The 25,911-nt window shown below is 39.3% G+C and carries 25 protein-coding genes; 11 read left to right on the top strand and 14 right to left on the bottom strand.

All coding sequences use genetic code 11. From position 1 onward, the window contains the following. The 4 genes from paaA to I597_RS05460 all read right to left on the bottom strand — a co-directional run bounded on the left by paaA (window position 1) and on the right by I597_RS05460 (window position 3,514). Window positions 1-963, bottom strand: coding sequence for a 1,2-phenylacetyl-CoA epoxidase subunit PaaA (gene paaA, locus I597_RS05475; RefSeq protein WP_035327287.1), 963 nt, complete (start codon window positions 961-963; stop codon window positions 1-3). Between the two features lie 35 nt (window positions 964-998). Continuing rightward, entirely contained in the window at window positions 999-2,072 is a 1,074-nt protein-coding gene (gene paaE / locus I597_RS05470) for a 1,2-phenylacetyl-CoA epoxidase subunit PaaE (protein WP_035327285.1), read from the bottom strand. A 136-nt stretch (window positions 2,073-2,208) separates the two neighbouring features. Further along, the gene (locus I597_RS05465) at window positions 2,209-2,787 is read right to left on the bottom strand and encodes a TetR/AcrR family transcriptional regulator (RefSeq protein ID WP_035327283.1); all 579 of its coding nucleotides are present in this window, start codon (window positions 2,785-2,787) and stop codon (window positions 2,209-2,211) included. 127 nt (window positions 2,788-2,914) lie between these two features. Then, complete coding sequence (locus I597_RS05460) at window positions 2,915-3,514, bottom strand: hypothetical protein (protein WP_035327281.1); 600 nt, start codon at window positions 3,512-3,514, stop codon at window positions 2,915-2,917. A 351-nt stretch (window positions 3,515-3,865) separates the two neighbouring features. Between I597_RS05460 and I597_RS05455 the strand changes: the two genes are divergently transcribed. After that, on the top strand, window positions 3,866-5,593 hold the full coding sequence (locus I597_RS05455) for an aromatic amino acid hydroxylase (RefSeq protein WP_035327279.1): 1,728 nt from the start codon (window positions 3,866-3,868) through the stop codon (window positions 5,591-5,593). Window positions 5,594-5,596: 3 nt separating this feature from the next. After that, window positions 5,597-5,908 carry a rhodanese-like domain-containing protein gene (locus I597_RS05450; protein WP_035327277.1) on the top strand — a complete coding sequence of 104 codons (312 nt, stop codon included), beginning with the start codon at window positions 5,597-5,599 and terminating at the stop codon, window positions 5,906-5,908. A gap of 20 nt (window positions 5,909-5,928) precedes the next feature. Here the strand turns inward: I597_RS05450 and I597_RS05445 are convergent, their stop codons facing one another. Both I597_RS05445 and alaS read right to left on the bottom strand, forming a co-directional pair. Then, window positions 5,929-6,873: a GSCFA domain-containing protein gene (locus I597_RS05445; RefSeq protein ID WP_035327275.1), complete on the bottom strand. Its 945-nt coding sequence runs from the start codon at window positions 6,871-6,873 to the stop codon at window positions 5,929-5,931. Continuing rightward, window positions 6,873-9,485, bottom strand: coding sequence for an alanine--tRNA ligase (gene alaS, locus I597_RS05440; protein ID WP_035327272.1), 2,613 nt, complete (start codon window positions 9,483-9,485; stop codon window positions 6,873-6,875). The genes I597_RS05445 and alaS overlap by 1 nt, the downstream gene beginning before the upstream one ends. Before the next feature lie 117 nt (window positions 9,486-9,602). Between alaS and I597_RS05435 the strand changes: the two genes are divergently transcribed. Both I597_RS05435 and I597_RS05430 read left to right on the top strand, forming a co-directional pair. Beyond that, complete coding sequence (locus I597_RS05435) at window positions 9,603-10,574, top strand: M23 family metallopeptidase (RefSeq protein WP_035327269.1); 972 nt, start codon at window positions 9,603-9,605, stop codon at window positions 10,572-10,574. Beyond that, entirely contained in the window at window positions 10,574-10,903 is a 330-nt protein-coding gene (locus I597_RS05430; RefSeq protein ID WP_035327266.1) for a MerR family transcriptional regulator, read from the top strand. Before I597_RS05435 ends, I597_RS05430 begins: the two co-directional genes overlap by 1 nt. Here I597_RS05430 and I597_RS05425 read toward each other — a convergent pair. Then, the gene (locus I597_RS05425) at window positions 10,887-11,066 is read right to left on the bottom strand and encodes a hypothetical protein (RefSeq protein WP_152594971.1); all 180 of its coding nucleotides are present in this window, start codon (window positions 11,064-11,066) and stop codon (window positions 10,887-10,889) included. The two genes, I597_RS05430 and I597_RS05425, sit on opposite strands and share 17 nt — an antisense overlap. Window positions 11,067-11,245: 179 nt before the next feature. On the opposite strand from I597_RS05425, the gene I597_RS05420 reads away from it, so the two are divergent. From I597_RS05420 to I597_RS05390, 7 genes are all read left to right on the top strand, one after another. Further along, the gene (locus I597_RS05420) at window positions 11,246-11,854 is read left to right on the top strand and encodes a LemA family protein (RefSeq protein WP_035327259.1); all 609 of its coding nucleotides are present in this window, start codon (window positions 11,246-11,248) and stop codon (window positions 11,852-11,854) included. Further along, a complete protein-coding gene (locus I597_RS05415; protein ID WP_035327256.1) occupies window positions 11,855-12,295 on the top strand; it encodes a TPM domain-containing protein in 441 nt (146 codons plus the stop codon). It begins immediately after the preceding gene. Then, the gene (locus I597_RS05410) at window positions 12,295-13,128 is read left to right on the top strand and encodes a TPM domain-containing protein (protein ID WP_081965009.1); all 834 of its coding nucleotides are present in this window, start codon (window positions 12,295-12,297) and stop codon (window positions 13,126-13,128) included. Before I597_RS05415 ends, I597_RS05410 begins: the two co-directional genes overlap by 1 nt. A 195-nt stretch (window positions 13,129-13,323) precedes the next feature. Continuing rightward, entirely contained in the window at window positions 13,324-13,527 is a 204-nt protein-coding gene (locus tag I597_RS05405) for a dodecin family protein (protein WP_035327253.1), read from the top strand. 150 nt (window positions 13,528-13,677) lie between these two features. Further along, entirely contained in the window at window positions 13,678-15,717 is a 2,040-nt protein-coding gene (locus tag I597_RS05400) for a thioredoxin domain-containing protein (RefSeq protein WP_035329019.1), read from the top strand. A 68-nt stretch (window positions 15,718-15,785) separates the two neighbouring features. After that, complete coding sequence (locus I597_RS05395) at window positions 15,786-16,631, top strand: mechanosensitive ion channel family protein (protein WP_035327250.1); 846 nt, start codon at window positions 15,786-15,788, stop codon at window positions 16,629-16,631. Between the two features lie 137 nt (window positions 16,632-16,768). Next, window positions 16,769-17,587, top strand: coding sequence for a mechanosensitive ion channel family protein (locus I597_RS05390; RefSeq protein WP_035327247.1), 819 nt, complete (start codon window positions 16,769-16,771; stop codon window positions 17,585-17,587). Window positions 17,588-17,666: 79 nt separating this feature from the next. Here I597_RS05390 and tsaB read toward each other — a convergent pair whose 3' ends face one another. The 7 genes from tsaB to I597_RS05355 all read right to left on the bottom strand — a co-directional run bounded on the left by tsaB (window position 17,667) and on the right by I597_RS05355 (window position 25,660). Beyond that, window positions 17,667-18,344, bottom strand: a complete 678-nt coding sequence (tsaB, locus tag I597_RS05385) for a tRNA (adenosine(37)-N6)-threonylcarbamoyltransferase complex dimerization subunit type 1 TsaB (protein WP_035327243.1) — start codon at window positions 18,342-18,344, stop codon at window positions 17,667-17,669. Window positions 18,345-18,348: 4 nt separating this feature from the next. Further along, window positions 18,349-19,629: an efflux RND transporter periplasmic adaptor subunit gene (locus I597_RS05380; RefSeq protein ID WP_035327240.1), complete on the bottom strand. Its 1,281-nt coding sequence runs from the start codon at window positions 19,627-19,629 to the stop codon at window positions 18,349-18,351. A 5-nt stretch (window positions 19,630-19,634) separates the two neighbouring features. Further along, on the bottom strand, window positions 19,635-21,092 hold the full coding sequence (locus I597_RS05375; protein ID WP_035327239.1) for a TolC family protein: 1,458 nt from the start codon (window positions 21,090-21,092) through the stop codon (window positions 19,635-19,637). A gap of 136 nt (window positions 21,093-21,228) precedes the next feature. Then, entirely contained in the window at window positions 21,229-22,395 is a 1,167-nt protein-coding gene (locus I597_RS05370) for an efflux RND transporter periplasmic adaptor subunit (RefSeq protein WP_035327237.1), read from the bottom strand. A gap of 22 nt (window positions 22,396-22,417) precedes the next feature. After that, on the bottom strand, window positions 22,418-23,677 hold the full coding sequence (locus tag I597_RS05365) for an ABC transporter permease (protein ID WP_035327236.1): 1,260 nt from the start codon (window positions 23,675-23,677) through the stop codon (window positions 22,418-22,420). A gap of 44 nt (window positions 23,678-23,721) precedes the next feature. Then, complete coding sequence (locus I597_RS05360; RefSeq protein WP_035327234.1) at window positions 23,722-24,966, bottom strand: ABC transporter permease; 1,245 nt, start codon at window positions 24,964-24,966, stop codon at window positions 23,722-23,724. Continuing rightward, window positions 24,959-25,660, bottom strand: coding sequence for an ABC transporter ATP-binding protein (locus tag I597_RS05355; protein WP_035327233.1), 702 nt, complete (start codon window positions 25,658-25,660; stop codon window positions 24,959-24,961). The genes I597_RS05360 and I597_RS05355 overlap by 8 nt, the downstream gene beginning before the upstream one ends. Window positions 25,661-25,911: the final 251 nt, after the last annotated feature.

Below are 25,911 nucleotides of genomic sequence, written 5' to 3'. Positions count from 1 at the left end.
CTAGACTGCTTTCTTAGTTTGATTTTTTCTTTCTTCTTTCTTTTTGGCGTGTGCCATTGCTGCATCACGCACCCACTCACCACGTTCCCAAGCGCCTACTCTATCTTTCATACGCTTTTTATTACTAGGCCCGTGACCTTTTACTACTTGCCAGAACTCATCCCAGTCTATTTCTCCAAAATCGTAGTGTCCCGTCTCCTCATTCCATTTTAAATCTGGATCAGGTATGGTAAGTCCAAGCAATTCTGCTTGCGGTACAGTTTGATCTATAAATTGCTGGCGTAGCTCGTCATTAGTCTTACGCTTTAATTTCCATTTCATAGATTGGGCTGTATGCACAGACTCAGCATCTGTAGGACCAAGCATCATAAGTGACGGCCACCACCATCTATTAAGTGCATCTTGCGCCATATCTTTTTGCTCCTGCGACCCGTTTGAGAGTTTAAGCATAATCTCAAACCCTTGACGCTGGTGAAAACTCTCTTCTTTACACACTCGTATCATCGCTCGTGCATAAGGACCATAAGAAGTGCTACAAAGCGGCACTTGATTTATAATGGCTGCACCATCTACTAGCCAGCCTATCGCTCCCATATCTGCCCAGGTAACCGTAGGGTAATTAAATATAGAAGAGTACTTTGCCTTACCAGAGTGTAGTTGCTCATATAACTCCTCACGCGATACACCTAAAGTCTCACAAGCCGAGTACAAGTATAAACCGTGTCCTGCCTCATCTTGCACCTTTGCAAGTAACGCCACTTTACGACGTAACGATGGGGCGCGTGAGATCCAGTTGCCCTCTGGCAGCATCCCCACAATTTCAGAATGTGCGTGCTGACTTATCTGGCGTATGTGAGTTTTACGATACTTCTCAGGCATCCAGTCTTTTGGCTCTATCTTTTCGTCACGCGCAATGCGGGCATCAAAAAGATCTTCTAGGTTTTTTACTTCTTTATCACTCATAGCAATTTGTATTAGATTTCCGCTTTCGCGAAAGCTTAAACATCAAAATTTACTTTTACACGCTCCGTAGTAGGTACGGCCTGGCAACTTAATACTAGGTTTTGTGCTACCTCATCTTCTTCTAGCGCATAATTTATTTTCATCTCTACATTTCCTCCTTCTACCTTACACTTACAAGTAGAACACACCCCGCCTTTACAAGCAAATGGAAGATCTGCCCCAGCACCTAGTGCCGCATCGAGAATATTGTCATACTCATCGGTCATTGTAAAGTGAAACTCTTTACCACCATCTATAATGGTAACCTCAACACCTTCTACCTTTTGTTCTGCCAGTCGTGCAGCACGTTTTTTATCTTCTTCTGAGAGTCCAGTAACAAAAAGCTCATAGTGTACTTTTTCTTTTTCTAAACCTGCCGCCACTAGCTCATCACGTATTAAGAAAATCATCTCTTCTGGACCACAAATAAACACCTCATCTGTAGTGCTTACATCTATAAGCGTTTTAGTAAGTGTTTGCAGTTTTTTTGAATTAAATCTACCGTTAAAAAGCTCGATATCTCGTTGCTCTTTTGTGAGAAAATAGAATATCTCAAACCTCCCAAAATATTGATTACGAAGCTGTTCTACCTCTTCTTTAAAGATAATAGATTTAACCGTGCGGTTCAAATAAAACAGCTTGAAGGTCGCATCTGGCTCTGAGGCTAGGTGTGTCTTTATGATAGACAGCATAGGTGTTATACCACTTCCTGCTGCAAAGGCTACATAGTTTTTTTTCTTTTGTGTATCTACCGGTACGCCAAATTTTCCACTAGGCGCCATTACCTCCAGAGTGTCTCCGGTTTGCAACTCTTCATTTACATAGGTAGAAAAGAGTCCTCCAGGTATTTGCTTTACAGCTACCTTCCACTCTTGATCCAGCGGACTAGAACAGAGACTATATGAACGTCTTACATCTTCTCCATTTATAATGGCTTTGAGAGTTAAATGCTGCCCAGCATTAAAACTAAAATCCTGATAGAGATCTACAGGTACGTCAAAGGTTACAACAGAACAGTCTGTGGTTTCTTTATAAATATCTTTTACTCTTAGAGAATGAAAAAGTGCCATAGTATAGTTTAGAACTATGTAAAACTAACGATTGTTAGTTAATATTACAACTATTTAACATAAACCACAAAAGCACAACAAGTTACCCCTTATAAATAGTGATTTGTGATATGTATCTATAAAAGTAAAATGTAAGTTATGTCGTTTTAACCCCATTAAGCAGGGTCTCACAGAGAGAATCTATGAGCTTTGATCGTTGTAAATCTGCCTTTTTAGGAATCCACAGGTAGAGATTTCTTAGAGTTCCTAAGGTTGAAAAGAGAATCACTTCCTCATCTATATCCTTAAGTACATTTTGTGCTTTACCCTTTTTTATAATTTCTCTAAAGTGCTGCTCATAGGCACTACGCAAGGCAAGATACTTTTCTTTGCCCTCTCCTAGGTGCATCCAGTCATTATTTAGCGATGCCATTCCATAAGGATTATCTGCCGTGAGGTGTACGTGCTGGGCTATAACGGCTTCAAGTTTTTCTGCCACTTTTGTATCTGCAAGGCGTATGCCTTGTATGCCTTCGGTAAAGCTTTCGGCTATGTTTACTATTACCTCGTTAAGTATTTCTTCTTTTGAGGCAATGTGATTATATAAACTTGCCGCTTTTACACCTACCTCTGCAGCGAGATCACGCATTGTTACAGCGCTATACCCTTTCTGTTTAAAAAGTCTAGCGGCTGTGATACAGATTTCTTGTTTTCGCGTAAGCGTAGTAGATTTCATTATGTGCAAGATAATGCACAACGACTAACTGTAAAAACATCTTAACTATTACAGACAGATTATTGCCCACTCAGCATAAAAAAAAGCCACCCTTAACGAGTGGCTTTAATATTATGTCAATCCAATACTATTGGTTTGTTTTCCCATCACGTATCTTCTTGAGGTTCTTAGTCTCCTCTTTATATTCTTCTTGACCATCTTTGCCGTTCATCATTTTAGAATGGTTTTTTTCGATTTCTTCTTTATACTCTTCATTACCATCCATCACGTTTTTACGGTAGTCAATAAAAGTTTCCATCGCTTCTTCTCTTAAATCTTCATACTGTTCTGAAATTTCTTCAAGATTTTCTCTGAACTCATCATTGTCTACACTCATCTCTGAGGTGAGTTCCATATACTCTTTCTTAAAATCTGCTACGTCTTCATTAATCTCCTCTGTGTTCATCCACATAGGCTTTGTAGCTTCTAGTGACATCACTGTAGGCTCCATAGCGCGTATCATTTTAATAGTATTAAAGTAGTTTGCTCCTTTAAGTTTATACATCTGTGAGCTCAACTCATTAAAACTTGTCCAGCCGCTTATCCCTACCACGCCTGTCTCATTGATATCATCTTGGGTACCGTTCATCTCAACTGGCGTATTATTTACTGCCATTGTTTCGGTTTGTGCTTGTATTCCTGTTGCTATTGCAATTGCAAATAACGATGTGATTATTGTCTTCTTCATAGTCTTATATTTTTTGTTTGATACAAATGTATAAGGACATCGAGGCCACATAAAATATATAGTTATAAGCCTATGCTAAAGTCTGGAGACATCCTTAACATAACCCTACCGTCTCTTAACAAACGCTGGGGCATTAGCATAATTTTTCCAAATATTAACGAGTACTTATGATACTCTTTAATCTAAAAAAGGGGGAGTTGGACTTTATTACGCTTTCGCGAAAGCGTACTTACAATGCTTACAACCCAAGGTAGCGCAGCGTGACAAAGTCTACCAGAACTTCTCATAATTATGTAAACAAATCTTGAAATAATATGAGCACAACCACGACTTATGAATTAATTTTACGCTATGCATACAAACGTTGAGAGTAATCCTCTATTAGACAGGCTTCCGCCACACTTAAAACAATATATCAAAGCACAAGATTATGAGCAGTACACGCCCATAAATCAAGCCGTATGGCGCTACGTGATGCGTAAAAACGTAGACTACCTTAGTAAAGTAGCCCACGAGAGCTATGTGATGGGGTTAAAAAAAACCGGTATCTCTATAGATAACATCCCTTCTATGTACGGGATGAACCGTATTCTTAAAGAAATAGGCTGGGCAGCAGTGGCGGTAGATGGTTTTATACCACCTAATGCGTTTATGGAGTTTCAAGCTTATAAAGTGTTGGTTATTGCAAGTGATATACGCCAGCTAGAAAACATAGAGTATACCCCTGCACCAGATATTATACACGAGGGAGCTGGGCACGCACCTATAATTGCAAGTCCAGACTATGCAGAGTATTTAAGAAGATTTGGAGAGATAGGTGCAAAAGCCATTTCTAGTGCCCACGATATGGAAATGTATGAGGCGGTACGTACTTTATCTATTCTTAAGGAGGCAGACGGCATCACACAAGAAGCCATAGACGCCGCCGAAAGAAGTGTAGAACAATTACAAAACAAAGAGGTACAGCCTTCTGAAATTGCACTTATACGCAACCTGCACTGGTGGACGGTAGAGTATGGAATGGTAGGTACTGTAGAAAACCCAAAAATTTACGGAGCAGGATTACTCTCTTCTATAGGTGAGAGCACCTGGTGTATGACAGACGAGGTAAAGAAAATACCTTACTCGATAGATGCTGCATACCAAGAATTTGACATTACAAAACCACAACCTCAACTCTTTGTCACACCAGACTTTGCATACCTAATGCAAGTCTTAGAAGAATTTGCAGGTACAATGGCAGTACGTAAAGGCGGATGGCGCGGACTAAAAAAACTCATAGAATCAAAGCAAATAGGAACACTAGAACTCAACACAGGCTTACAAGTAAGTGGCATATTTACAGAGATGATTCAAAATGACGATAATGAGGTTGTTTACTTTGCTACTCAAGGTGAAACAGCACTTTCTTATAGAGAGAAAGAACTTATAGGCCACGGAGTAAACCGTTACAAAAACGGTTTTAGCTCTCCTCTAGGCAAGCTTAAGGGCATAAATCTCTCTATAGAAAATATGGGACCAAGAGACTTAAAAGCTTATGACTTTTATGATGGCAAGCCTATCTCTTTTGAGTATGAAAGTGGTATTACCGTAAGCGGGTTAAATGTTACTGGGATGCGTAACCTAGGTGGGCAGTTAATGCTTATACAGTTTACAGATTGTACGGTAACTTATGGTGACAAAATTTTACACGACCCATCTATGGGAGATTTTGACCTAGTGATAGGCTCACAAATTGTCTCTGCCTTTGCAGGAGCGGCAGACTTCTTATCTTTTGATCTCATAACACACCTAGCAGAGACTAATACGGTAAGGCCTACACTCTCAGAAAAAGAAGACACGCTTAACAGGCTCTACCAGCAAGTACGATTACAAAGAGAAAGCAATCAAATAGACAATGAATCACTTCTTGAGGTATTTGCAAGCTTACAAAAAGACTACCCGCAAGACTGGTTATGTGCCTTAGAAATATATGAACTCACAAAAGACACCGCCGTACTCGCACATCTTAAAGAGGTGCAAAATCGCAGGGAGCAAGTAGCACACCTCATCACAAATGGCCTAGAATTAATACAGTAAACTATGGGATTTTTAAGCAAGCTCTTTGGAAATAAAAAGGATAAACTTAATGAATACATCTCTCGTGATGGTATCATCATAGACGTTCGCTCAAAAGCCGAGTATGATAGCGGCGCCATACCAGGCTCAAAGCACATACCTGTGCAAAACATAGCCGCCCAAGCCACAACGATTAAAAACTGGAACAAGCCCGTAATATGCGTTTGTGCCAGCGGTGGCCGCAGTGCTACAGCCGCAGCCGTCCTTAGATCAAAAGGTGTTGAAGCAATTAATGGAGGCGCCTGGATGAGTGCTTATAAGAAAATGAATGGGTGATCCTTTTTTACTTTGATTATCTAGAAGTTCATAAAAGGATACACTTCAGTTAAGGCTTGCTGTTTTTTTGCAAGATCTGTAATAAATTTTTGGTGCGCAGCGCTGTCTTCATTAAAAGGTCTGTGAGCTAACCCTTGTTGGACTTGAGCTACTTTTTTCATTATTTGTTGCGCTTTCGCGAAAGCGTACACCTCTATAAAACGCTCCCATACATAGGTAACAGCCTGCTCAGATGGGTGTACCATATCACTTGCATAAAAACGATAGTCACGCAACTCATCCATCACAATCTCATAAGCCGGAAAATAACTCGCCTCACGACTATCTACAAGTTGATGAACTGCAGTGAGTAAATGTGACTTGCTACGGGTATTTTCTACCATACCATCTTTAATATGACGCACTGGCGACACTGTAAAGGCAATCTCAATTTTTAGGTTAAGTGTTTTTACCAGCTCACAAATACGAGACAGACTCTCTTGAATTTCGGTGACAGATAGGAGTTGTTTAGTAAAGGTTTTTTGTGGCACCTTGTGACAGTTTGCCACCACCTCATCACGTTCAATATGTTTATACACCCAAGCAGTACCTAATGTGACAAATAGATGAGAAGCCTCTATGAGCTGCTGCCTGAGTAATTGCTGGGCCTCTTGCAAGTGTATCACAGCTCCTAGTCTCGTAAGGGCGTTTTTATCACTGTGTGCATAAAAAGATTTCCAGACGCCGTCTAGTTCAAAAACATCTGCTTCTGTATAGGTTTTATTTGCAACAGCATCTGCTACTAGCTGCTCTAGTGAGACGGGATTAAAAATAATTCCAAACGGATTTGTAACCGCTTGGAATTTATAATATGCTAGCTTGTCTCCTATGTTTTGCGCAAAGCAAGAACCTAGTAGTAAAAGTTTATGATCATACCCAAATTGATGAGAAGCAGGCTCTAGCGGTATTTGGGTCTGCAGTTTCATTATACAAGATAGTTCTTAACCTCTGCAATGGCAGCGTCTATACCTGCTGGATTTTTACCTCCTGCAGTGGCAAAGAAAGGTTGCCCTCCACCTCCACCTTGGATGTGCTTTCCTAACTCACGCACGACAGTACCTGCGTTTAGATTTTTTGAAGCGACAAGCTCTTTTGAAATGTAGCAGCTTAGTAATGCTTTACCGTTTTGCTCTGTTCCAAATAGCAAGAACACGTTGTCTTTATTCTCTCCTAATTTAAATGCAAGATCTTTAATGGCTCCCGCATCCAGATCTACCTTTTTTGCTAAGAAATCTACACCATCTATGTCTACAAATTCTTTTGCAAGATCACCACTTAAGTTTTGAGCCTTCTCTTTTATAAGTGCTTCTACTTGCTTTTTTAAAGCAGCATTCTCATCCAGTAGGCTAGTAATCGCCTTTACTGGATCTTGATTCCCTTTAAGGGTAGCTTTTACTTGATTATAAGCTTCGGTTTCTGAAGTAAAGTAATCTTTGGCTGCATCACTAGTAATTGCTTCTATACGGCGTATACCAGATGCCACTGCACCTTCTGAAGTAATTTTAAAATGCCAGATTTCTCCTGTGTTTTTTACGTGCGTACCACCACAAAGCTCCATAGACTTTCCAAAACGGATAGTTCTTACAGCGTCTCCATACTTTTCGCCGAAGAGCGCTATCGCTCCTTCTTGAATAGCTTGATCATAAGGAATACCACGTTGCTCTTCTAGAGTTAAATTTTCGCGTATGCGTGCATTTACAAAATCTTCTACCTCTTTTAACTCCTCGATTGTCACTTTAGAAAAGTGAGAGAAATCAAAACGCAGGTTTCTGCTATGTACCATACTTCCCTTTTGCTCCACGTGTGTTCCTAATATCTTACGAAGCCCCTGGTGCAATAAGTGTGTTGCAGTATGGTTTGCAGCCGTACGGCTACGTTGCTTCACATCTACCACTGCCTTAAAAGTTCCCTCGGTAGATCTTGGGAGATTTTTTGCAAGATGTATTATAAGGTTGTTTTCTTTCTTTGTGTCTATGATATAAACCACCTCCCCGCTTGGAGTCTCTAGATATCCTTTATCACCTACTTGCCCTCCTCCCTCTGGATAGAACGGAGTAAGATTAAATACGAGTTGATATAACTCCCCGTCTTTTTTGCTCTCTGTCTTACGGTAGCGAGTAATTTTAACAGATGCTTCTAGTGTATCGTATCCTACAAACTCCTCTTCAGCATCTTCTTGTAAGATATTCCAGTCGTCTGTCTCCACCTTAGTTGCTGCACGAGAGCGATCTTTTTGCTCTTTGAGCGCAGCGTCAAAACCAGCTTCATCTAGTTTTAGATTTTTCTCACTTAGTATAAGTGCTGTAAGATCTATTGGAAAGCCATAGGTGTCATAAAGCTCAAAAGCTTTATCTCCAGAAACTGTATCACCTTTTGTATTTGCAATTACATTATCTAATAGTATGAGTCCTTTATCAAGCGTGCGCAAGAACGAAGCCTCTTCTTCTCGTATCACATTTGTAATAAGATTTTTTTGTGCTTCCAGTTCTGGAAAGGCATCTCCCATCTGGTTTACAAGTGTGGAAACCAATTTATATATAAATGGTTCTTTTGTGTCTAAAAATGTAAATCCGTAGCGTATGGCACGACGCAGTATACGTCGTATTACATAGCCAGCACCTGTGTTAGACGGTAACTGTCCATCTGCTATAGAAAATGATACCGCTCTCACGTGATCTGCAATCACACGTACCGCAATATCTGTTTCTTCTGTCTCGCCACATTTTGATGAGGTAATGGTTTCTACCTCACGCATAAGTGGTGTAAACACATCTGTATCATAGTTAGACTGCACCCCTTGCAGGACCATACATAATCTCTCAAATCCCATTCCCGTATCTACGTGCTGGTTAGGAAGCTTTGTGAGCGAGCCATTTGCCAGACGGTTGTATTGCATAAATACCAGATTCCAAATCTCGATTACGAGCGGGTGATCCATATTTACAAGTGACTTCCCATCTACGGCTGCTTTTTCTTCGGCAGAGCGTATGTCTACGTGTATCTCAGAGCAAGGTCCACAGGGGCCTTGGGCTCCCATCTCCCAGAAGTTATCTTTCTTGTTTCCGTTTATAATGCGACTCTCGTCTATGTGCTTTGTCCAGATATTATAGGCTTCTTGATCACGCTTAAGCCCTTCAGACTCGTCACCTTCAAAAATCGAAACATAGATACTATCCTTATCTACCTTTACTACTTCTGTAAGAAACTCCCAAGCCCAAGCAATCGCTTCTTCCTTAAAGTAATCTCCAAAAGACCAGTTACCCAGCATCTCAAACATCGTGTGGTGATACGTATCTTTTCCTACCTCCTCAAGATCATTATGCTTACCAGAAACACGCAAACACTTTTGGGTGTCTGCAAGTCTGTTGTTTTTTGGTGTAGCGTTTCCTAAAAAGTATTCTTTAAACGGAACCATTCCAGCGTTTGTAAACATCAGGGTCGGGTCGTCCTTCAAAACCATTGGCGCAGAGGCGACTATGGAATGATTTTTGGACTTAAAAAATTCTAAAAACTGTTTACGTACCTCTTGAGATTTCATACAATAGAAAGGTGTGGATAATTTATTTTATATTTGACTGTTATGAAGTTGAGAAATCACGCTTTCGCGAAAGCGCACAGCTCCATAAATAAACCTCAAAAATAAGCATTTTAACTTATGTCTAAGGTAAAATATTACTACGATAGCGAGACACTATCTTACCGAAAAGTAGAGCGAAAAAAGGGACGCACCTTTGGAGCCGCACTTATCTTTATTGCTTCTTCTGCTCTTATGGGGCTTCTTATAACGATTGCTGTATTTAACTCTGGTGTAGACACACCTAAAGAGCGTAAGCTAGAGAGAGAACTTTCTAATATGACACTTCAGTTTGAAATGCAAGAAAAGAAACTCGATCAGATAGAGCGTGTACTGGCAAATGTAGAGGAGCGTGATAATAATGTATATCGTGTACTCTTTGAAGCGAGCCCTATCTCTAATGATGTGCGTCTAGCAGGTTTTGGTGGGGTTAACCGCTATAAAAACCTTGAGGGTTATGATAACTCTGCTATGATTACAAATAGTGCAAAACGTATAGACCAGATCACAAAACGACTTGTGATACAATCTAAATCACTAGACGAGATTGCAAAACTCGCCGAAGAAAAAGAAGCCCTACTTAAAACAATACCTGCTATACAACCAGTTCAAAATAAAGATCTCTCTAGAATAGCTTCTGGATACGGAATGCGAGTGCACCCTATTTATAAATACCGAAAAATGCATAATGGGATGGACTTTACAGCTCCGCCTGGCACACCTATTTATGCAACTGGTGACGGTACTGTAAAAAAAGTAGGTTTAGGTAGCGGGTATGGTAAGATGGTAATTATAGAACACGGTTTTGGATACAAAACCTACTATGCCCATATGAGCAAGTACAATACAAAAGTAGGACGCAAGGTAAAACGTGGAGAGATCATAGGTTATGTAGGTAACACAGGCCTCTCATCTGGACCACACCTACATTACGAAGTTTGGAAAAACGGTAAGGTGGTAAACCCAGTAAATTTTTATCACAATGATCTTACTCCTGAGGAGTATGATATTATGCTAGCTGCCGCTGCACTAGAAAATCAATCACTTGACTAATGCACATAGATCTTCCAGAAAAGCGATATTATAGTATAGGCGAGGTTGCAAAGGCCTTTGATGTAAACGCATCGCTCCTGCGCTTCTGGGAGAAAGAGTTTGACGTGCTTCAACCTAAAAAGAATGCGCGTGGTACTCGTAAGTTTACTCCAAGTGACATTAAGAATTTAGAGCTTATCTATCACCTAGTAAAAGAGCGTGGCTTTACACTAGAAGGCGCAAAAATCCATCTTAAGGAAGGAAAAAAGGAGATCTTGAGCAACTTTGACATTATACGCAAGCTAGAAGGCGTAAAGGCGCAGTTACTAGAGATTAAAGGTGACCTCTAAACTGCCTTGCTATATCTATTATAGCGAGTATGATGAGTAGTGTACTTACTAACACAGCGCAAAAACTCATCACAGCATAATCTCCATAAACGAGATGGTATAGTCCGGTAAAAACACCGAGCAATCCCATAGAGCCAAGTATGTGTATTAGTTTTAAGGTCATAAACAATTTATTCATTAAGTCGATAGGAGTGCAAAAATCATACATAAAATGTTATGACTAGGCCCTCTTAACAAAACCTTATCCTTAATAGTTACATTAATTAGTACCTTGCTACTAGAATGGTAGTGTGTAACAAATACTACTATAAGACAACTAACAATCAAAACCAGTATTATATTATGAAAAAAGGACTTATTGCTGTCATTGCCATTATCGCTCTTATAGCCATCGTAGGATTTATGGTAGGGCCTAAATTTTACAACACCGCAATTGACTTACAAGAAAATGCAACTTCACAGTGGGCAAATGTTGAAAGCTCATACCAACGTAGAGCAGACCTAATACCTAACATTGTAAACACTGCAAAAGGATATGCAGAGTTTGAGCAGTCTACACTTATAAAAGTGACAGAAGCACGATCTAAAGCTACCTCTATACAAATAGATCCTTCTAACATTACACCAGCACAACTCAAGCAGTTTCAACAAGCGCAGCAAGGACTTACCTCTGCCCTATCTAGATTACTTGCCGTTTTTGAGCGTTACCCAGACCTCAAGGCAAATGAAAACTTTAAAGAACTCATAAACGAGCTTGAGCGTACAGAAAACCGCATAAACGTGGAACGTAACAGATTTAACGATACGGTAAAACCATATAACAAACACCTTAAGACGTTTCCTAACAATGTAATAAACTCATTTATAGGAAACTTTGCAGAGATGGATTACTTTGAGGCAGACGCTGGATCTGAAGATGCTCCAAATGTGGAATTTGATTTTGGAAGCTAAATGGCATCTACAGTAGAAGACTTTTTAAGCAAAGAAGACGAAGAGGCAATCATAACAGCCATACGCGAGTCTGAGCAACAGACCTCTGGAGAAATAAGAGTGCACCTAGAGCATCATTCTAAAAAGGATGCTCTAGTGCGTGCTCAAGAGTTATTTCACCTACTTAAAATGGACAATACTAAAGATGAAAATGGTGTGCTCATTTATGTTGCTGTAGATGATCATAAACTTGCCATTTGTGGCGACAAGGGAATTAATAATAAGGTCCCTGCAGACTTCTGGGAGTCTACAAAAGACAAAATAATTGCTCAGTTTAAACAAGACAACTTCCGTGATGGACTTATAGATGGGGTGCGCTGTGCTGGTGAAAAGCTTGCACAATACTTTCCGTGGGAGCACGGAGATGTAAATGAACTTCCAGACGAAATAACGACTTCTTAATGCTAGAAAAAGAATTTTTTATGGGATTCCGCTTTCGCGAAAGCGTACTCACTCTTCTTCTCTGTATTGTGAGTATGACGGCAGTTGCACAATACACAATACCAGATAAACCCACCAAGGCAAATCCAGATGCTGTTTATGACTACATAGGTTTACTCTCTGAAGGTCAAAAAAATGCTTTAGAACGTAAACTTATTAAGTATAGTGATACCACCTCAACACAAATTGTAGTTGCGGTAATCTCATCATCAAACGGTGAAGGTCTCGATATGCTAGGTGCAAAATGGGGACAAAAATGGGGAATAGGCCAGGCAGATGAAGACAATGGGATTCTTATACTCCTAGCAAAAGACGACCGAAAGATTGACATCAATACTGGCTATGGTATTGAGGGTATTATCTCAGATCGTGACGCAGAGCAAATCATAAATCGCATAATGATTCCGCAATTTAAACAGGGTAATTTTTATGCAGGCCTTGATCAAGGTACAGATGCTATCTTTCAAGGGTTACAGGGTAATTTTACAGGCTCTCGACCAGATGATAGTGGTTTCCCCATACAACCTATCTTAATGTTTATCTTCTTTGTCATCATATTGATTATCATAAGTCGTAACAATCACCGTGGTGGTGGTGGTCGTGACGGTGGTAATGGTACTAGAAGAACTGGCTCACTACTAGACGTTATTATACTCAGTAATATGGGGCGCGGCGGTTTTGGCGGCGGTGGCGGTTCCTTTGGAGGTGGCGGCAGCTTTGGAGGCGGCGGTGGCTTCGGGGGAGGTTTTGGCGGTGGCGGCTTTGGCGGCGGTGGTGCTTCTGGAGGCTGGTAAGTTCTTATTTTATCTACAAAGGCCTATTGCATCTTTTATTTAGAAAATGAACTGAGTATCGATAAGCTGCACAAACTCACGTTGTAACTCACAATTAGACTAATCTTAATATTCTAAACACCTCGCACTCTTATTACTAACATATTGCTTAACTTTAAGGAAAACAACAATTTATTAATTCTTAAAACCAATAAAATGGCAGTATTAAAAGTAATAGAAGTATTAGCAAGTTCAGAAAAAAGCTGGGAAAACGCAGCAGAAAATGCACTCGAGCACGCAAGCAAGTCTCTTAAAAACATACGCTCTTTATATGTAAATGAGCAAAACTGTGTAGTAGGCGATGACGGAAAAATAAAGGAATACCGTATGAACTGTAAGATTACTTTTGAAGTAAAATAATAAGAAGCTTTTAAAATACCTATATCAGGTCCCGCCGCAAAGTGGGACTTTTTTTGTTTGTATTTTTACCTTATGAAATTACATATCCCTGTACTTGCCTTTATTACTGCGATTCTCATTACAAGCTGTGAGGGGAAAACCGACACCACTATGCAACACGATTATACAAACGACCTTATAAAAGAAACAAGCCCTTACCTTTTACAACACGCCCACAACCCTGTAGACTGGAAAGCCTGGAACGACGAAACGCTCGCTCAAGCAAAAAAAGAAAACAAACTCATACTGGTAAGTATAGGGTACTCATCGTGTCACTGGTGTCACGTGATGGAGCACGAGAGCTTTGAAGATACTCTGGTCGCTCAATTTATGAATGAAAATTTTATAAACATAAAAGTAGACCGCGAGGAAAGACCAGATGTAGATAATGTATATATGAATGCTGTTCAGCTTATGACAGGTCGCGGTGGCTGGCCTCTTAATGCTGTAGCATTGCCAGATGGAAGACCAGTATGGGGTGGTACTTATTTTTCAAAAGAAGACTGGCTCAACGCGCTAGGGCAAGTTGCAGACATCTACACATCAGAGCCTAACAAGCTGGTGGAGTATGCAGATAAGCTAGGTACGGGGCTTGCACAAATGGACCTTGTAACACCTAACCCTAATAAACCTAGCTTTGTTATAGATACACTTCAAACATCTATTGAGAAGTGGTCACGACAATGGGACACTCGTCAAGGTGGTCTCAACAGAGCGCCAAAGTTTATGATGCCTAATAATTATGAATTCTTACTACGCTACGCACATCAAAATAATGATGACGAGATACTGGAATATGTAAATACCACACTAGAGCAAATCGCCTTTGGCGGGGTAAATGATCAAGTAGGTGGTGGCTTTGCGAGGTATAGTGTTGATACAAAATGGCATATCCCCCACTTTGAAAAAATGCTATATGATAACGCTCAGCTCGTAAGTCTATACTCAAACGCTTACTTAAAGACTAAAAATCCGCTCTATAAAGAAACCGTGTATGAGACACTCGAGTTTATAAAGCGAGAGATGACCACTTCTCAAGGAGGTTTTTACAGCGCACTAGATGCAGACAGCCTCACCCCAGACGGTGAGCTAGAAGAAGGTGCTTATTATGTATGGACAGAAGAGGAGCTTAAGAGCCTTGTAGGAGATAATTTTGAACTCTTTAGCGCTTATTACAACATCAATGATTACGGTAAGTGGGAGAATAACCACTATGTGCTTATAAGGCAAGATCTAGATACAGATTTTGTAAAGGAGCACCAGATTTCGCTAGAAGAGCTTACTACTAAAAAGAGTAAGTGGCGTGAGGATTTATTACGCTTTCGCGAAAGCAAAAAAGAAAAACCGCGCCTAGATGACAAAATTCTCACCTCTTGGAATGGCTTAATGACCAAAGGTTATGTAGACGCCTACCGCGTGTTTGACGAAAAGGAATTTCTTGACGCAGCTCTTAAGAATGCAAATTTTGTGGTAAACAATCTGCTTCGTAAAGACGGGGGGCTCAATAGAACCTATAAAGATGGCAAGAGCACTATAAATGCATACCTTGAAGATTATGCTGCGACTATAGATGCTTTTATTGCCCTTTTTGAGGTCACTATGGATGAGCAATGGCTCGAGAAGGCAAAAAGTCTAACAGACTATACGTTTACTCATTTTCAAAACGCAGAAAATAAACTCTTCTTTTTCACCTCAAATGAAGACCCTACACTGTCTTCTAGAAACACTGAGTTTTATGATAATGTGATCCCGTCATCAAACTCGATAATGGCAAAAAACATTTTTACCTTATCACACTATTATCTAGATAAAACATACACCGATACTGCAGCTGCTATGCTCAATAATATGCAGCCTAACTTTACACAAAGCCCTACTAGTTTTTCTAACTGGATGGACCTTATGCTCAACTACACAAAGCCTTATTATGAGCTTGTAGTGGTAGGGCCAGATGCTCAAAACATTCTCGCAGAATTAGAGCAAGAATACTTACCAAATAAATTAATTGCTGCCACTACTACCGCTAGCAAACAAGAAATTTTTGAAGGCAGATATCTAGAGGGTGAAACATTAATTTATGTCTGTGTTAACAATGCTTGTAAACTACCTTTAAAAACAGTTAAGGAAGCCTTAAAACTCATAGAACTTTAACAGAAGTTTATCCCCACATTTTATAGAACCTTAGAGCTTATCTTCAACTTTGTAAAAAATACATTGTTATGAAAGACCCCCTAAGTACGTTAAGCCAGTACGAAGAATATATAAAGCGTGCCGCAAACTGGATATGGGCATTTATCCCAGGGTTTATAAGTGCTATTATACTCCTATTTGTAGGTCTCTGGATCATACGTCTTATTAAACGTTTTACTCGTAAATTTTTCCAAAGAAAGGATTATGACCCTACCCTAGAAAAGTTTGCACAAGATCTTATAAACTGGACGCTTAAAATTATACTTTTTGTTACTGTAATCACTCAACTAGGAGTAAAAACTACATCGCTTGTTGCGATTATAGGTGCCGCTGGTCTTGCTATAGGTCTTGCGCTACAAGGGTCACTTGCAAACTTTGCTGGTGGTGTACTTATATTACTACTTAGACCATTTAAAGTAGGAGATTTTATAAAAGCCCAAGGACAAGAAGGTACTGTAAAGGAAATTTCAATTTTCCAAACCAAGCTCAATACTTTTGGGAACCAACTTGCTATCATCCCTAACGGACAATTATCTAATGAAACCATTGTAAACTTTACAGAAGAGGGAATACGTAGAGAAGCCCTTACTTTTGGCATAGGTTATGACGACGATGTGAAGCTTGCAAAAAACATTCTACTAGATTTAGTAAATGAGCAAGAAACTGTGTTACAAATAGAAGGAAAAGAACCTATGATAGTGCTCGCAGAACTAGGCGATAGCAGCGTTAATCTCTCATTAAGATATTGGGCACATATAGATGATTTTTGGAATTTACGATGGACCGTGCTTGAAGAAGGCAAAGAAAGACTAGAGGCTCAAGGCATCACAATACCTTACCCACAACGTGATGTGCATCTATACAAACAAGAATAATTATAGTTGAAAGACACAGAAGCATAGACCTATGCTCATTATTAAATAATTATAAGAATATAACGCGCTCATAATTTTTATTATGAGCGTTTTTTTTAGTTTTAAAGTATCAAACAACTCAAACTAAAAACATTGTAATGGAAGACTATCAAAAATGGATTGATCTAGCTATCGAAAAAGGATCAGAATACGGGCTTAAAATACTTATGGCCGTTGTTATATGGATTGTAGGTAAATGGGTTATTGGAAAACTTATGAAAGTTTTCAAAAAAATGCTCGAGAAGAACAAAAATATGGACAAGACCCTAGAAAAATTCTTGTCTAACCTAGTAAGAACCATATTGCTAGTGCTTCTTATCATTGCTATTTTAGGTCAGTTAGGTATAGACACCGCTTCTTTTGCAGCGATACTTGCTGCTGCTGGTCTTGCGGTAGGTCTTGCACTACAAGGATCATTATCTAACTTTGCTGGAGGTGTACTCTTAATACTTTTTAAACCTTTTAAAGTGGGAGATCTTATAGAAGCTCAAGGCGAAATAGGTGTTGTGACAGAGATTCAAATCTTTACTACAAAAATATCGACACCAGGTAATAAGCTAGTAATCTTACCTAACGGCGCCCTATCTAATGGTAACATAAAGAACTATACAGAGCTAGGAGAACTACGTGTAGACCTTACAATAGGTGTGTCATACGATGCAGATATTAAAGCTACCAAAGAAGCCCTAATGCGTGCTATGGAGTCTCAAGAAAATGTACTTAAAGTACCTGCTCCATCTGTAAATATGGGTGAACTTGCAGAGAGCTCTGTAAACTATGAGGTACGCCCGTGGGCAACACCAGAAAACTACTGGGATGTGTACTTCCAAACTATTGAAAACTGTAAAATCGAGCTTGACAAAGCTGGTATTGAAATACCTTACCCTCACGCTGTCGAGATACAGAAAGAGGCATAATATCAAGTCCCTCATAATGACAACGCCCTTAATTTATATAATTAAGGGCGTTTGTCATTTATAAAACTATATGCTGTAATTATTTTTTCTTAGGCTTACCAGCAATAAAGTCTTTGAGATAATAAGGTTCAAAATAAGCAACATCTACAAATAATCCTTCTGTAAACTTTTGGTTTGAAATCGCTGCCATTTGCACAGCGCTAGGCAATTCATTAGTTACAAATCTCGCATTAGGGTGTATGCACACTTCTTGAAATTTTTCAACTCCATTACCTATAAAGTGCACAATACTCTTATCTAAATATTCGGTGAATGAGGTTTCATCTAGTATTTGTGCTTCGGTACCTCTTATAGTTGTACCCTCATTATCATAAATAGCACTATATACTTCCATACGGCGAGCATCTAGCATAGGTACCACGAGCTCATTATGAGTAAGATTTTGCTTTCGCGAAAGCGATCTAAGTGTCTCTACAGCTATTAAAGGTATGTCTAGCGCAGCACAAAGCCCCTTTGCCGCCGAAACTCCTATGCGGAGCCCGGTATAACTCCCTGGGCCTTTACTTACCGCTATGGCGTTTAGTTTTTCTTGAGCAACACCTGCTTTATCTAAAACTTCTTTAATAAAAGTGTGCAGCCGCTCTGCGTGAGAATACTTCTTTGCATTATCCTCCTGCATCATCACGACTTCTCCATTAATAGACAAAGCCACCGAACAATTTGTGGTGGCTGTCTCTAGACATAATATGTGTGTCATTCTTTTATTCTTCTGTATTCTTTTCTTCTTGATTTTCTAGCTCTACCTTATCGCCTGTTTTGAGTGATTTTGCTACTAAGCTATAAGGCCCTGTAATGATCTCATCTCCTTCTTCAAGTCCCGAGAGAATTTCAATTTTTGAATCATCTTGTATACCTGTAGTTACAACTTTGAGCTTTGCGGTGTCGCCATCTTTTATAAATACACACTCAAACTTCTCATCTGAGGTAACATCACTTGCTCTTGCACTAGATCTCTTAGTCGCACTAGTATCACTTTTTACAACTATAGCGCTTATAGGAGCAGCTAGAATATCATTACGTTTTTTTGTTATAATATCTACCGTTGCCGTCATCCCTGGTCTAAACGGTGAGTAAGTATCTTTTTTACCCTCTAGAAGATCTTTATACGACTCCTCAAGGATACGTACTTTTACTTTAAAATTTGTAACCTGATCTGCTGTGAGAGTTGCTTGAGCAGAGTTTGCAATCTCTGTAACTACTCCTGCAAATTTCTTTTTAAGATATGCATCTACCTCAACAATGGTAGAGTCACCTACTTGTATTTTTACGATATCATTTTCGTTTACATCTACCTCTACCTCCATATTTTGAAGGTTTGCTACGCGTACAATTTCTGTACCTGCCATTTGTGCTGTACCCACTACTCGCTCACCTAGCTCAACATTAAGCATAGATATAGTACCATCTCGCGGTGCAAAGATAGAGGTACGCCCTAAGTTATCTGTGGCTTGCTTCACTTGTGCAGCTACACTCTGTACATTATAAAAGGCACTCTGGCGATTAGCCTGTGCTATCTGGTAGTCAGACTCTGCACGCTCAAAATCTGCTTTTGAAATAACCCCTTTATCAAAAAGTGGTTTGTTACGTTCAAAAGTGAGTTTTGCCTGGTTGAGCGTGGCCTCTGCTTGTGATAAACCAGCACGACTATTTTGTAAAGCCGCTTGAGACTGGCTCACTTGTGCTTGTACTAAGTCTGGGTTGATTTTAACCAGTAGGTCACCCTTCTTTACATCTTGCCCCTCTTTAATAGGTAAATCTATTATTTCTCCAGATACTTCAGAAGAGAGCTTTACTTCTATTTCTGGTTGTATTTTACCTGTGGCTGCAACTGTTTCAATAATAGTTGCTCTCTCAATTTTTTGAGTCTCGACAGCCTTAAAGTTTCCGGTTTTACCGAACGCTCCAGATTTCTTGCCGGCTATTAATGCTACAATTACAATGGCAACAATACCCAGTAAGATGAAAAGTGTTTTTTTACTCATTTTGGTTAGAATTTTAGTTCGGTAACTGGCACTCCAAAATAGAGCTCCAATACCTTTATGCGGAAAATATAATCATACTTAGAACGTGCAAGTTCTATCTGTGCGTTATCATAACGTAATTTACTCTGGCTAAAATCAAAAGCGTTAGTAAGCCCTACATCATACCTATCTTTTGCATATTGATAAGCTAGCTCTTGCGACTCTACAGCAAGTTTTGCTGCTTCATAACTTTCTTTTGCAGCTTTTGCATCTGTATACGCTTGATAAACAGCCGTTCTTAGATTTTGCTCTGCAAGTTCCTTTTGAAACTCTGCACGCATCACATTTACCTTGCTACGTTTTATTTGATTTTTTGTGCTCCATCCGTTAAAAACTGGAACTCGCAAAGATAAACCATAAGAGATACCATCATTAAGATATAACTGCTCTACAAATGGTAAAGGCCCTACTTCATTACCTCCTATAATATTAGGAGTAAGGCTTGTTACTACATCTCCTGTAGCACCTACTACTCCTATAGGATTACCAGAATCTATAACTGGATTATCTGGATCAAGAATCGTATTAAAACCACTTGCTCTGTTAGACTCTCTAGTATTATAATTAAAAAATGCATCTAGTGTAGGGTATAGCCCTGTCTTACTTATCTCAAGATCCTTTTGTGCAATCGCCTCATTTTGTTCGGCAATTTTTACGTCGTATCTATTGTCTTTTGCAGAACTTATAAGTACTTCTGGTTGTGTCTCAAGTATACTCTCGCCTTGTACAGTATAATTACCATCTGCGATATCAAAATTTTCAAAATCTGATATATTAAGTAGCTGTGCAAGATTTACAAGTCCTATCGCTATTGAATTCTCGGCAGCAACGATACGTTGTCTTTCGCTTGCGTTTGTAGCTCTTATCTCAAGTAAGTCACCTCTAGGTAACACACCTCCGTCTACCAGCTCTTGAGTACGATCTATTTGCTCTTGTGTAACCGCGTTTTGTGTAATTATCACCTTTGCACTTTCCTTTGCCAGTAAGACTTGTAGGTATGCTACAGCGACGTTAAGTGCTACATCATCCTTAAGTTTTGCAATATTATAGTCTGCTGCAATTTTAGAAAGTTCTGCTCTGTCTAGTACCTTATGATTTCTAAAACCATTTATTAATCGCACTCCAGAACTTACACCAAAAGATGAGTTACGCGTTTGTTGTGACTCTAGCACTCCTGTAAGCACGTTTTGTGTAAGACCTGTTTGCCAGCTGTTACTTGCAGTACCATTAAGTGTAGGTAAAAATGCTCCTACGGCATCAGATTTATCTATAGCTGCTGATTCAAGGTCTAGCGTAGTTTGCTGTATGTTGATATTATTCTCTATCGCATACTGCACACATTCTTGAAGAGTCCACTTTCTCTCCTGCCCGAAGGTGGTAAGAGCTAGTAAGGCTGTGATACAAAATAAAATGGCTTTTTTCATAATCTAGATTGATGTCCAATATGACTATTGAAACGGTTATATGTTACAAAAACTGTTAATTATTTTTTTTTGGTATAGGTGTACGCTTTCGCGAAAGCGTAAAAAAGAAACTCCTACCCACTCTTAATCAAGGGTTTTATCCCCTTCCACCAAATCCTGCTGGTGCTTTAAGTTGATTCCAAACTTTGATATTATCATCTGCTGTGATACCGCTCTTTACCTCTACAAAGATGCCATCGCTTACTCCTACTTCTATATCACGTCTCTCAAACTCTTGATCTCCCGTTGCCACCTCAACATAAGGTGTTTTTGTTTTTGGGTCGTATTGTACAAGCGCTTCTTTTATAGAGAGTACATCTTCTGCCTTTTCTAAAATAATACTTGCATTTGCACTAAGGCCTGCGCGTATAAAGGTATCATCATCCTTCTTTGCTAGGGTTCCTTTTATTTCAAATTGTATGGCACCATTTTCGGCAACGCCTTTTGGTGCGATGTAATCTAGGGTAGCATCAAAAACTTTATTTTCTATAGCTCCTACCGTAATCTCAAGTGGTAAATCTTCTTTTATTTTACCCACTTCGCTCTCGTCTACCTTACCTTCAAAGATCATCTTTTCAACATCTGCTAGCGTAGCAACGGTGGTACCATCATTAAAGTTATTTGCCTCTATTACCTGGTTACCGGCTTTTACTGGCACGTCCAGAATCATACCTGTAATAGTAGATCGTATTTGAGTAGTTGCTGCGTTACCTAAGCCACTGGTGGTTCCCGTTTTTATAATGTCATAATTTTGAGAAGCGCTACGCAGGTTTACCTGCTCTTGCTTGAGTCTTTGCTCTGCAGCGTTATAGGTATTTCTAATATTATCAAAATCATTTGCAGAGATAACACCTTTGTCAAAAAGCGCTTTCTGTCTATCATAAATACTCTTTTGGTTTGCAAGTGCTAGTCTCGCTGTCTCTACGGTAGTTCTTGCTCCTGCAATATTATTTTTTGCATTAGTAAGTGATGATACATTAGGTACTACATCTATCTGGGCAATAAGGTCTCCAGCCTTAATATTATCTCCAGCCTCTACATACACCTCTTTTATAATACCTGAGATATTAGGTTTTATGAGCACCTCTTCTTTTGGGACAATACTTCCTGTCGCAACTGTTTTCTTTACAATTGTACGATTAGTCGCTTGCTCTGTGGTATACACCACTGGGTCCTGCTTATCTTTTGTGTAGATATACCAGATACCTATGGAGAAAAATACTGCGATTAGTACGAGCGTGATTATGGTTCCTGTTCGTTTCATTCTATTATATGATTGGATTGTATTATTCTATTCTTAATGCGTCTATTGGTTTCATTTGTATAGCTCTTGTCGCAGGTATAAAACCAGCGAGCAAACCAGAGATAATGAGTATGGCAAGGGCGATAAAAATTACTGTAATATTTACAGAAGGATTTGCAAAGTTATCTACCTTACCTACTTGATCTAGTATACTATTCATCACCCATATAAATCCAGCAGCAACTGCAATACCAGCCATACCAGAAATTATAGTGAGTACTAGTGATTCTTGTAATATTTGAGATTTAATCTCCCAAGGTGTTGCTCCTAGAGCGCGACGTACTCCTATCTCTTTGGTACGTTCTTTTACTACTATGAGCATAATGTTACTTATCCCTATCACTCCAGAAAGCAGTACAAGAGAACCTACAAAGTATCCTACAAAAGTGAGTATTGAGAATAGCCCCATCACTCTCCCAAACTCTTCGGCAAGGTCAAAATGGCCTATGGCTCTTTTATCATCTGGATGAATAGAGCGCTGCTCCCTCATTGTCGTAAAAACTTGTTCTTTTATGCTCGTGATACTTGTACCGTCGTGCGCCGTTATAGCCATCCACCCTACATTATCTGCACGGTTAAAAGCTTGTGAAAATGTAGTAAAAGGAACAAAAATTGTATTTGCAGACTCCTCTGCATCTCCACTACTCTTTGGATCTTTAAATGTCCCTACTACTAGAAAGTTGACACCATTTATTTTGATATAGGTATTAAGTGGTTCTTCTCCTTTATCATAAAGCCCCTTAACCACATCTTCTCCTATGACACAAATTTTCCTTTTTTCTTCAATATCAGAATAAGAGATGTAGCGACCAGAAGTGATATCTTGTGGTTGTTGTTTTATAAATTCTGGATAATCACCGTAAACGCTATAAGCACCTGTTTTTTCCTTGTAGGTAACATTATTTGCACCATTATAACCTCCTAGCTGATTTCTAGGTGAGATGTATTTTAACTGTGGGTACTTCTCACGTAAAACGTCTACATCTTCTAATTTGAAATTGAAGTAACGTCCCTTAGGCAAACCCTTATATGACATCGAGGTTCCTTGTGACCACATAAACATCGAGTTTGTGGCAAAGTCGCCAAAATCTGCCGAAACGCCATTCTTCAACCCATTAGTAAGTGCAAGTAGTAATACTAAAATTAGTATACCCCAAAACACACCAAATGCCGTAAGCAGGGTTCTAAATCTGTTTGCGTTAAGTGCTTCTAGTATTTCGTTCCAACGATCTTTACTAAACATTGTATTACTTTTTTGCTTTCGCGAAAGCGGTATAACTCTCCTTACTACTCATCTCTTAGTGCTTCTATAGGTCTAATATTTGCCGCTCTTCTAGCTGGTATGTAACCTGCAAGGGCTCCTGCTACGATAAGAATAATTACTGTTGACATCGCAGTAACAAAATCTACCTGAGGAAACTTGATGAAATCACTATCTATCTGTGGCCCGATTAACTCTAATAAACCAACACCTAAAAACAGCCCTAAGAAGCCAGCTATTGCGGTTATAAAAATAGACTCTTGCAATATCATCCCGATTATAGAGCTTGGTAATGCTCCTAGTGCTTTGCGCACACCTATCTCCTTAGTACGTTCTTTTACAATGATGAGCATTATGTTACTTACACCTACCACGCCTGCTATAATTGTACCTATGCCTACAAACCAAAACACCATACGTATGGTATCTATGAGGCTATAAATTTTTTGTGCTTCTTCCAGATTATAACGCACGCGTACGGCGCTACGATCATCTGGTGAGATTTGATATCTAGACTTAATCTCATCTTCTATACCTTGACTCACTGCTGCCGAAAGTGCTACGGCTTCGTCAAAATTATCAGACATCTTTACTGTAAATGCCATAGACCTCAACTTATCTCCCGCATTAAAAACGCGTTGTGCAGTACTGAGTGGTATAAAAATGCGAGACTCCTCACGCTCTCCTCCAGGATCTGTAAATACACCTGCTACGAGAAAGTTGATACCCATAATTTTAATAGTTGCTCCTACTGCTTGCTCTGTTTTAAAAAGGTCGTTTTTTACCTTCTGGCCTATGATGGCAACTTTAACACCTTCTTCTTCATCCTTCTGAGTCAAGAATCTACCTGCAGATAGCCCAGCATTCTCAATAAACTGCTGTCCATAGTTTGCGCCTTCTATTCTATAATTACCTGTTTCGTTACCGTAGTTAACAAGGCCTCCCCAGATATTGTATAAACCAGTTTGATGTTCTATTGCTTCGCCAAATTTTTGATCTACATTTTCTAAATCACTATTGTGCATCTGGATACGACGGCCAGGATTGAGACCTGCATACTCTTTTGTAGTAACACCTGTCCATACATTTACTCGGCTCTCTGCATCTTGAGCAAATTGTGTTTTTACCCCTTTCTGAATACCCGTACTAAAACCTAGAAGAATGACTAATATAAAAATACCCGAAGCTACAGATAGCCCAGTGAGAAAGGTGCGAAGCTTGTTCTTACCTATGGTTTCAAATATTTCTTGCCAGCGCTCTACATCAAACATGTAAACTTGCTTTTACTTGATTTACAACAGAGTCATCTATGATGCGACCGTCCTTTAGATTTACAATGCGCTTAGTCATCTCTGCAATATCTGGTTCGTGTGTTACCACAAGTATGGTCTTACCCTCATCATTTATACCTTGTATGAGATCCATTACTTCGTAAGAAGTTTTTGTATCGAGTGCTCCCGTAGGCTCATCTGCCAGTAGTACTTTTGGGTCACTTGCTAGTGCTCTCGCGATGGCAACTCTTTGTTTTTGACCTCCAGACATCTCGCTAGGCAGGTGAGTAGCCCACTGGGCTAGGCCTACTTTTTCTAAATAATGCATCGCTCTGTCCGTGCGCTCTGCTCGCTTCATACCTTGGTAATATAGCGGCATAGAGACATTGTCTAATGCATTTTTATAGTTGATGAGATTAAATGATTGAAAAATGAATCCTAAAAATTTATTTCTATACTGAGCGGCAACCTTTTCGTTTAGGTTTTTAATGGGAACATTGTCTAGATAATACGTTCCCTCATCTGCCTCATCTAGCATACCTAGAATATTAAGCAAAGTAGATTTACCAGAACCCGAAGAACCCATTATAGAGACTAGCTCTCCTTCTTTTACAGAAAAGTCGATTCCTTTTAAAACGTGAAGCGAGTTGCTCCCCATTTGATACGATTTATGAAGATCTTTTATTTCTATCATAGTCAACACTTTATGACAATATAGACAGATAATCTGTCACTAATTGTGAAATTCTTGTTAAGACTACTTCGGGTTGTTTTGGTTAGTCGTCGGTAGTGTATAGCATTATAGACTATTAAGGTGATTATGTGTTACAGTTGAATTTGTTAGGGTTTTGTTAAAATGAAACCCTACCTAAGAAATTAACGTAGATTCTATAATTAACAACCAAACATTCTGAAACAAAAGCAACACATATCAAAATCATTAAC

This window comes from Dokdonia donghaensis DSW-1, assembly GCF_001653755.1.
In the GTDB taxonomy this organism is placed as follows: domain Bacteria; phylum Bacteroidota; class Bacteroidia; order Flavobacteriales; family Flavobacteriaceae; genus Dokdonia; species Dokdonia donghaensis.
This window is presented reverse-complemented; position numbering and strand designations above follow the sequence as displayed.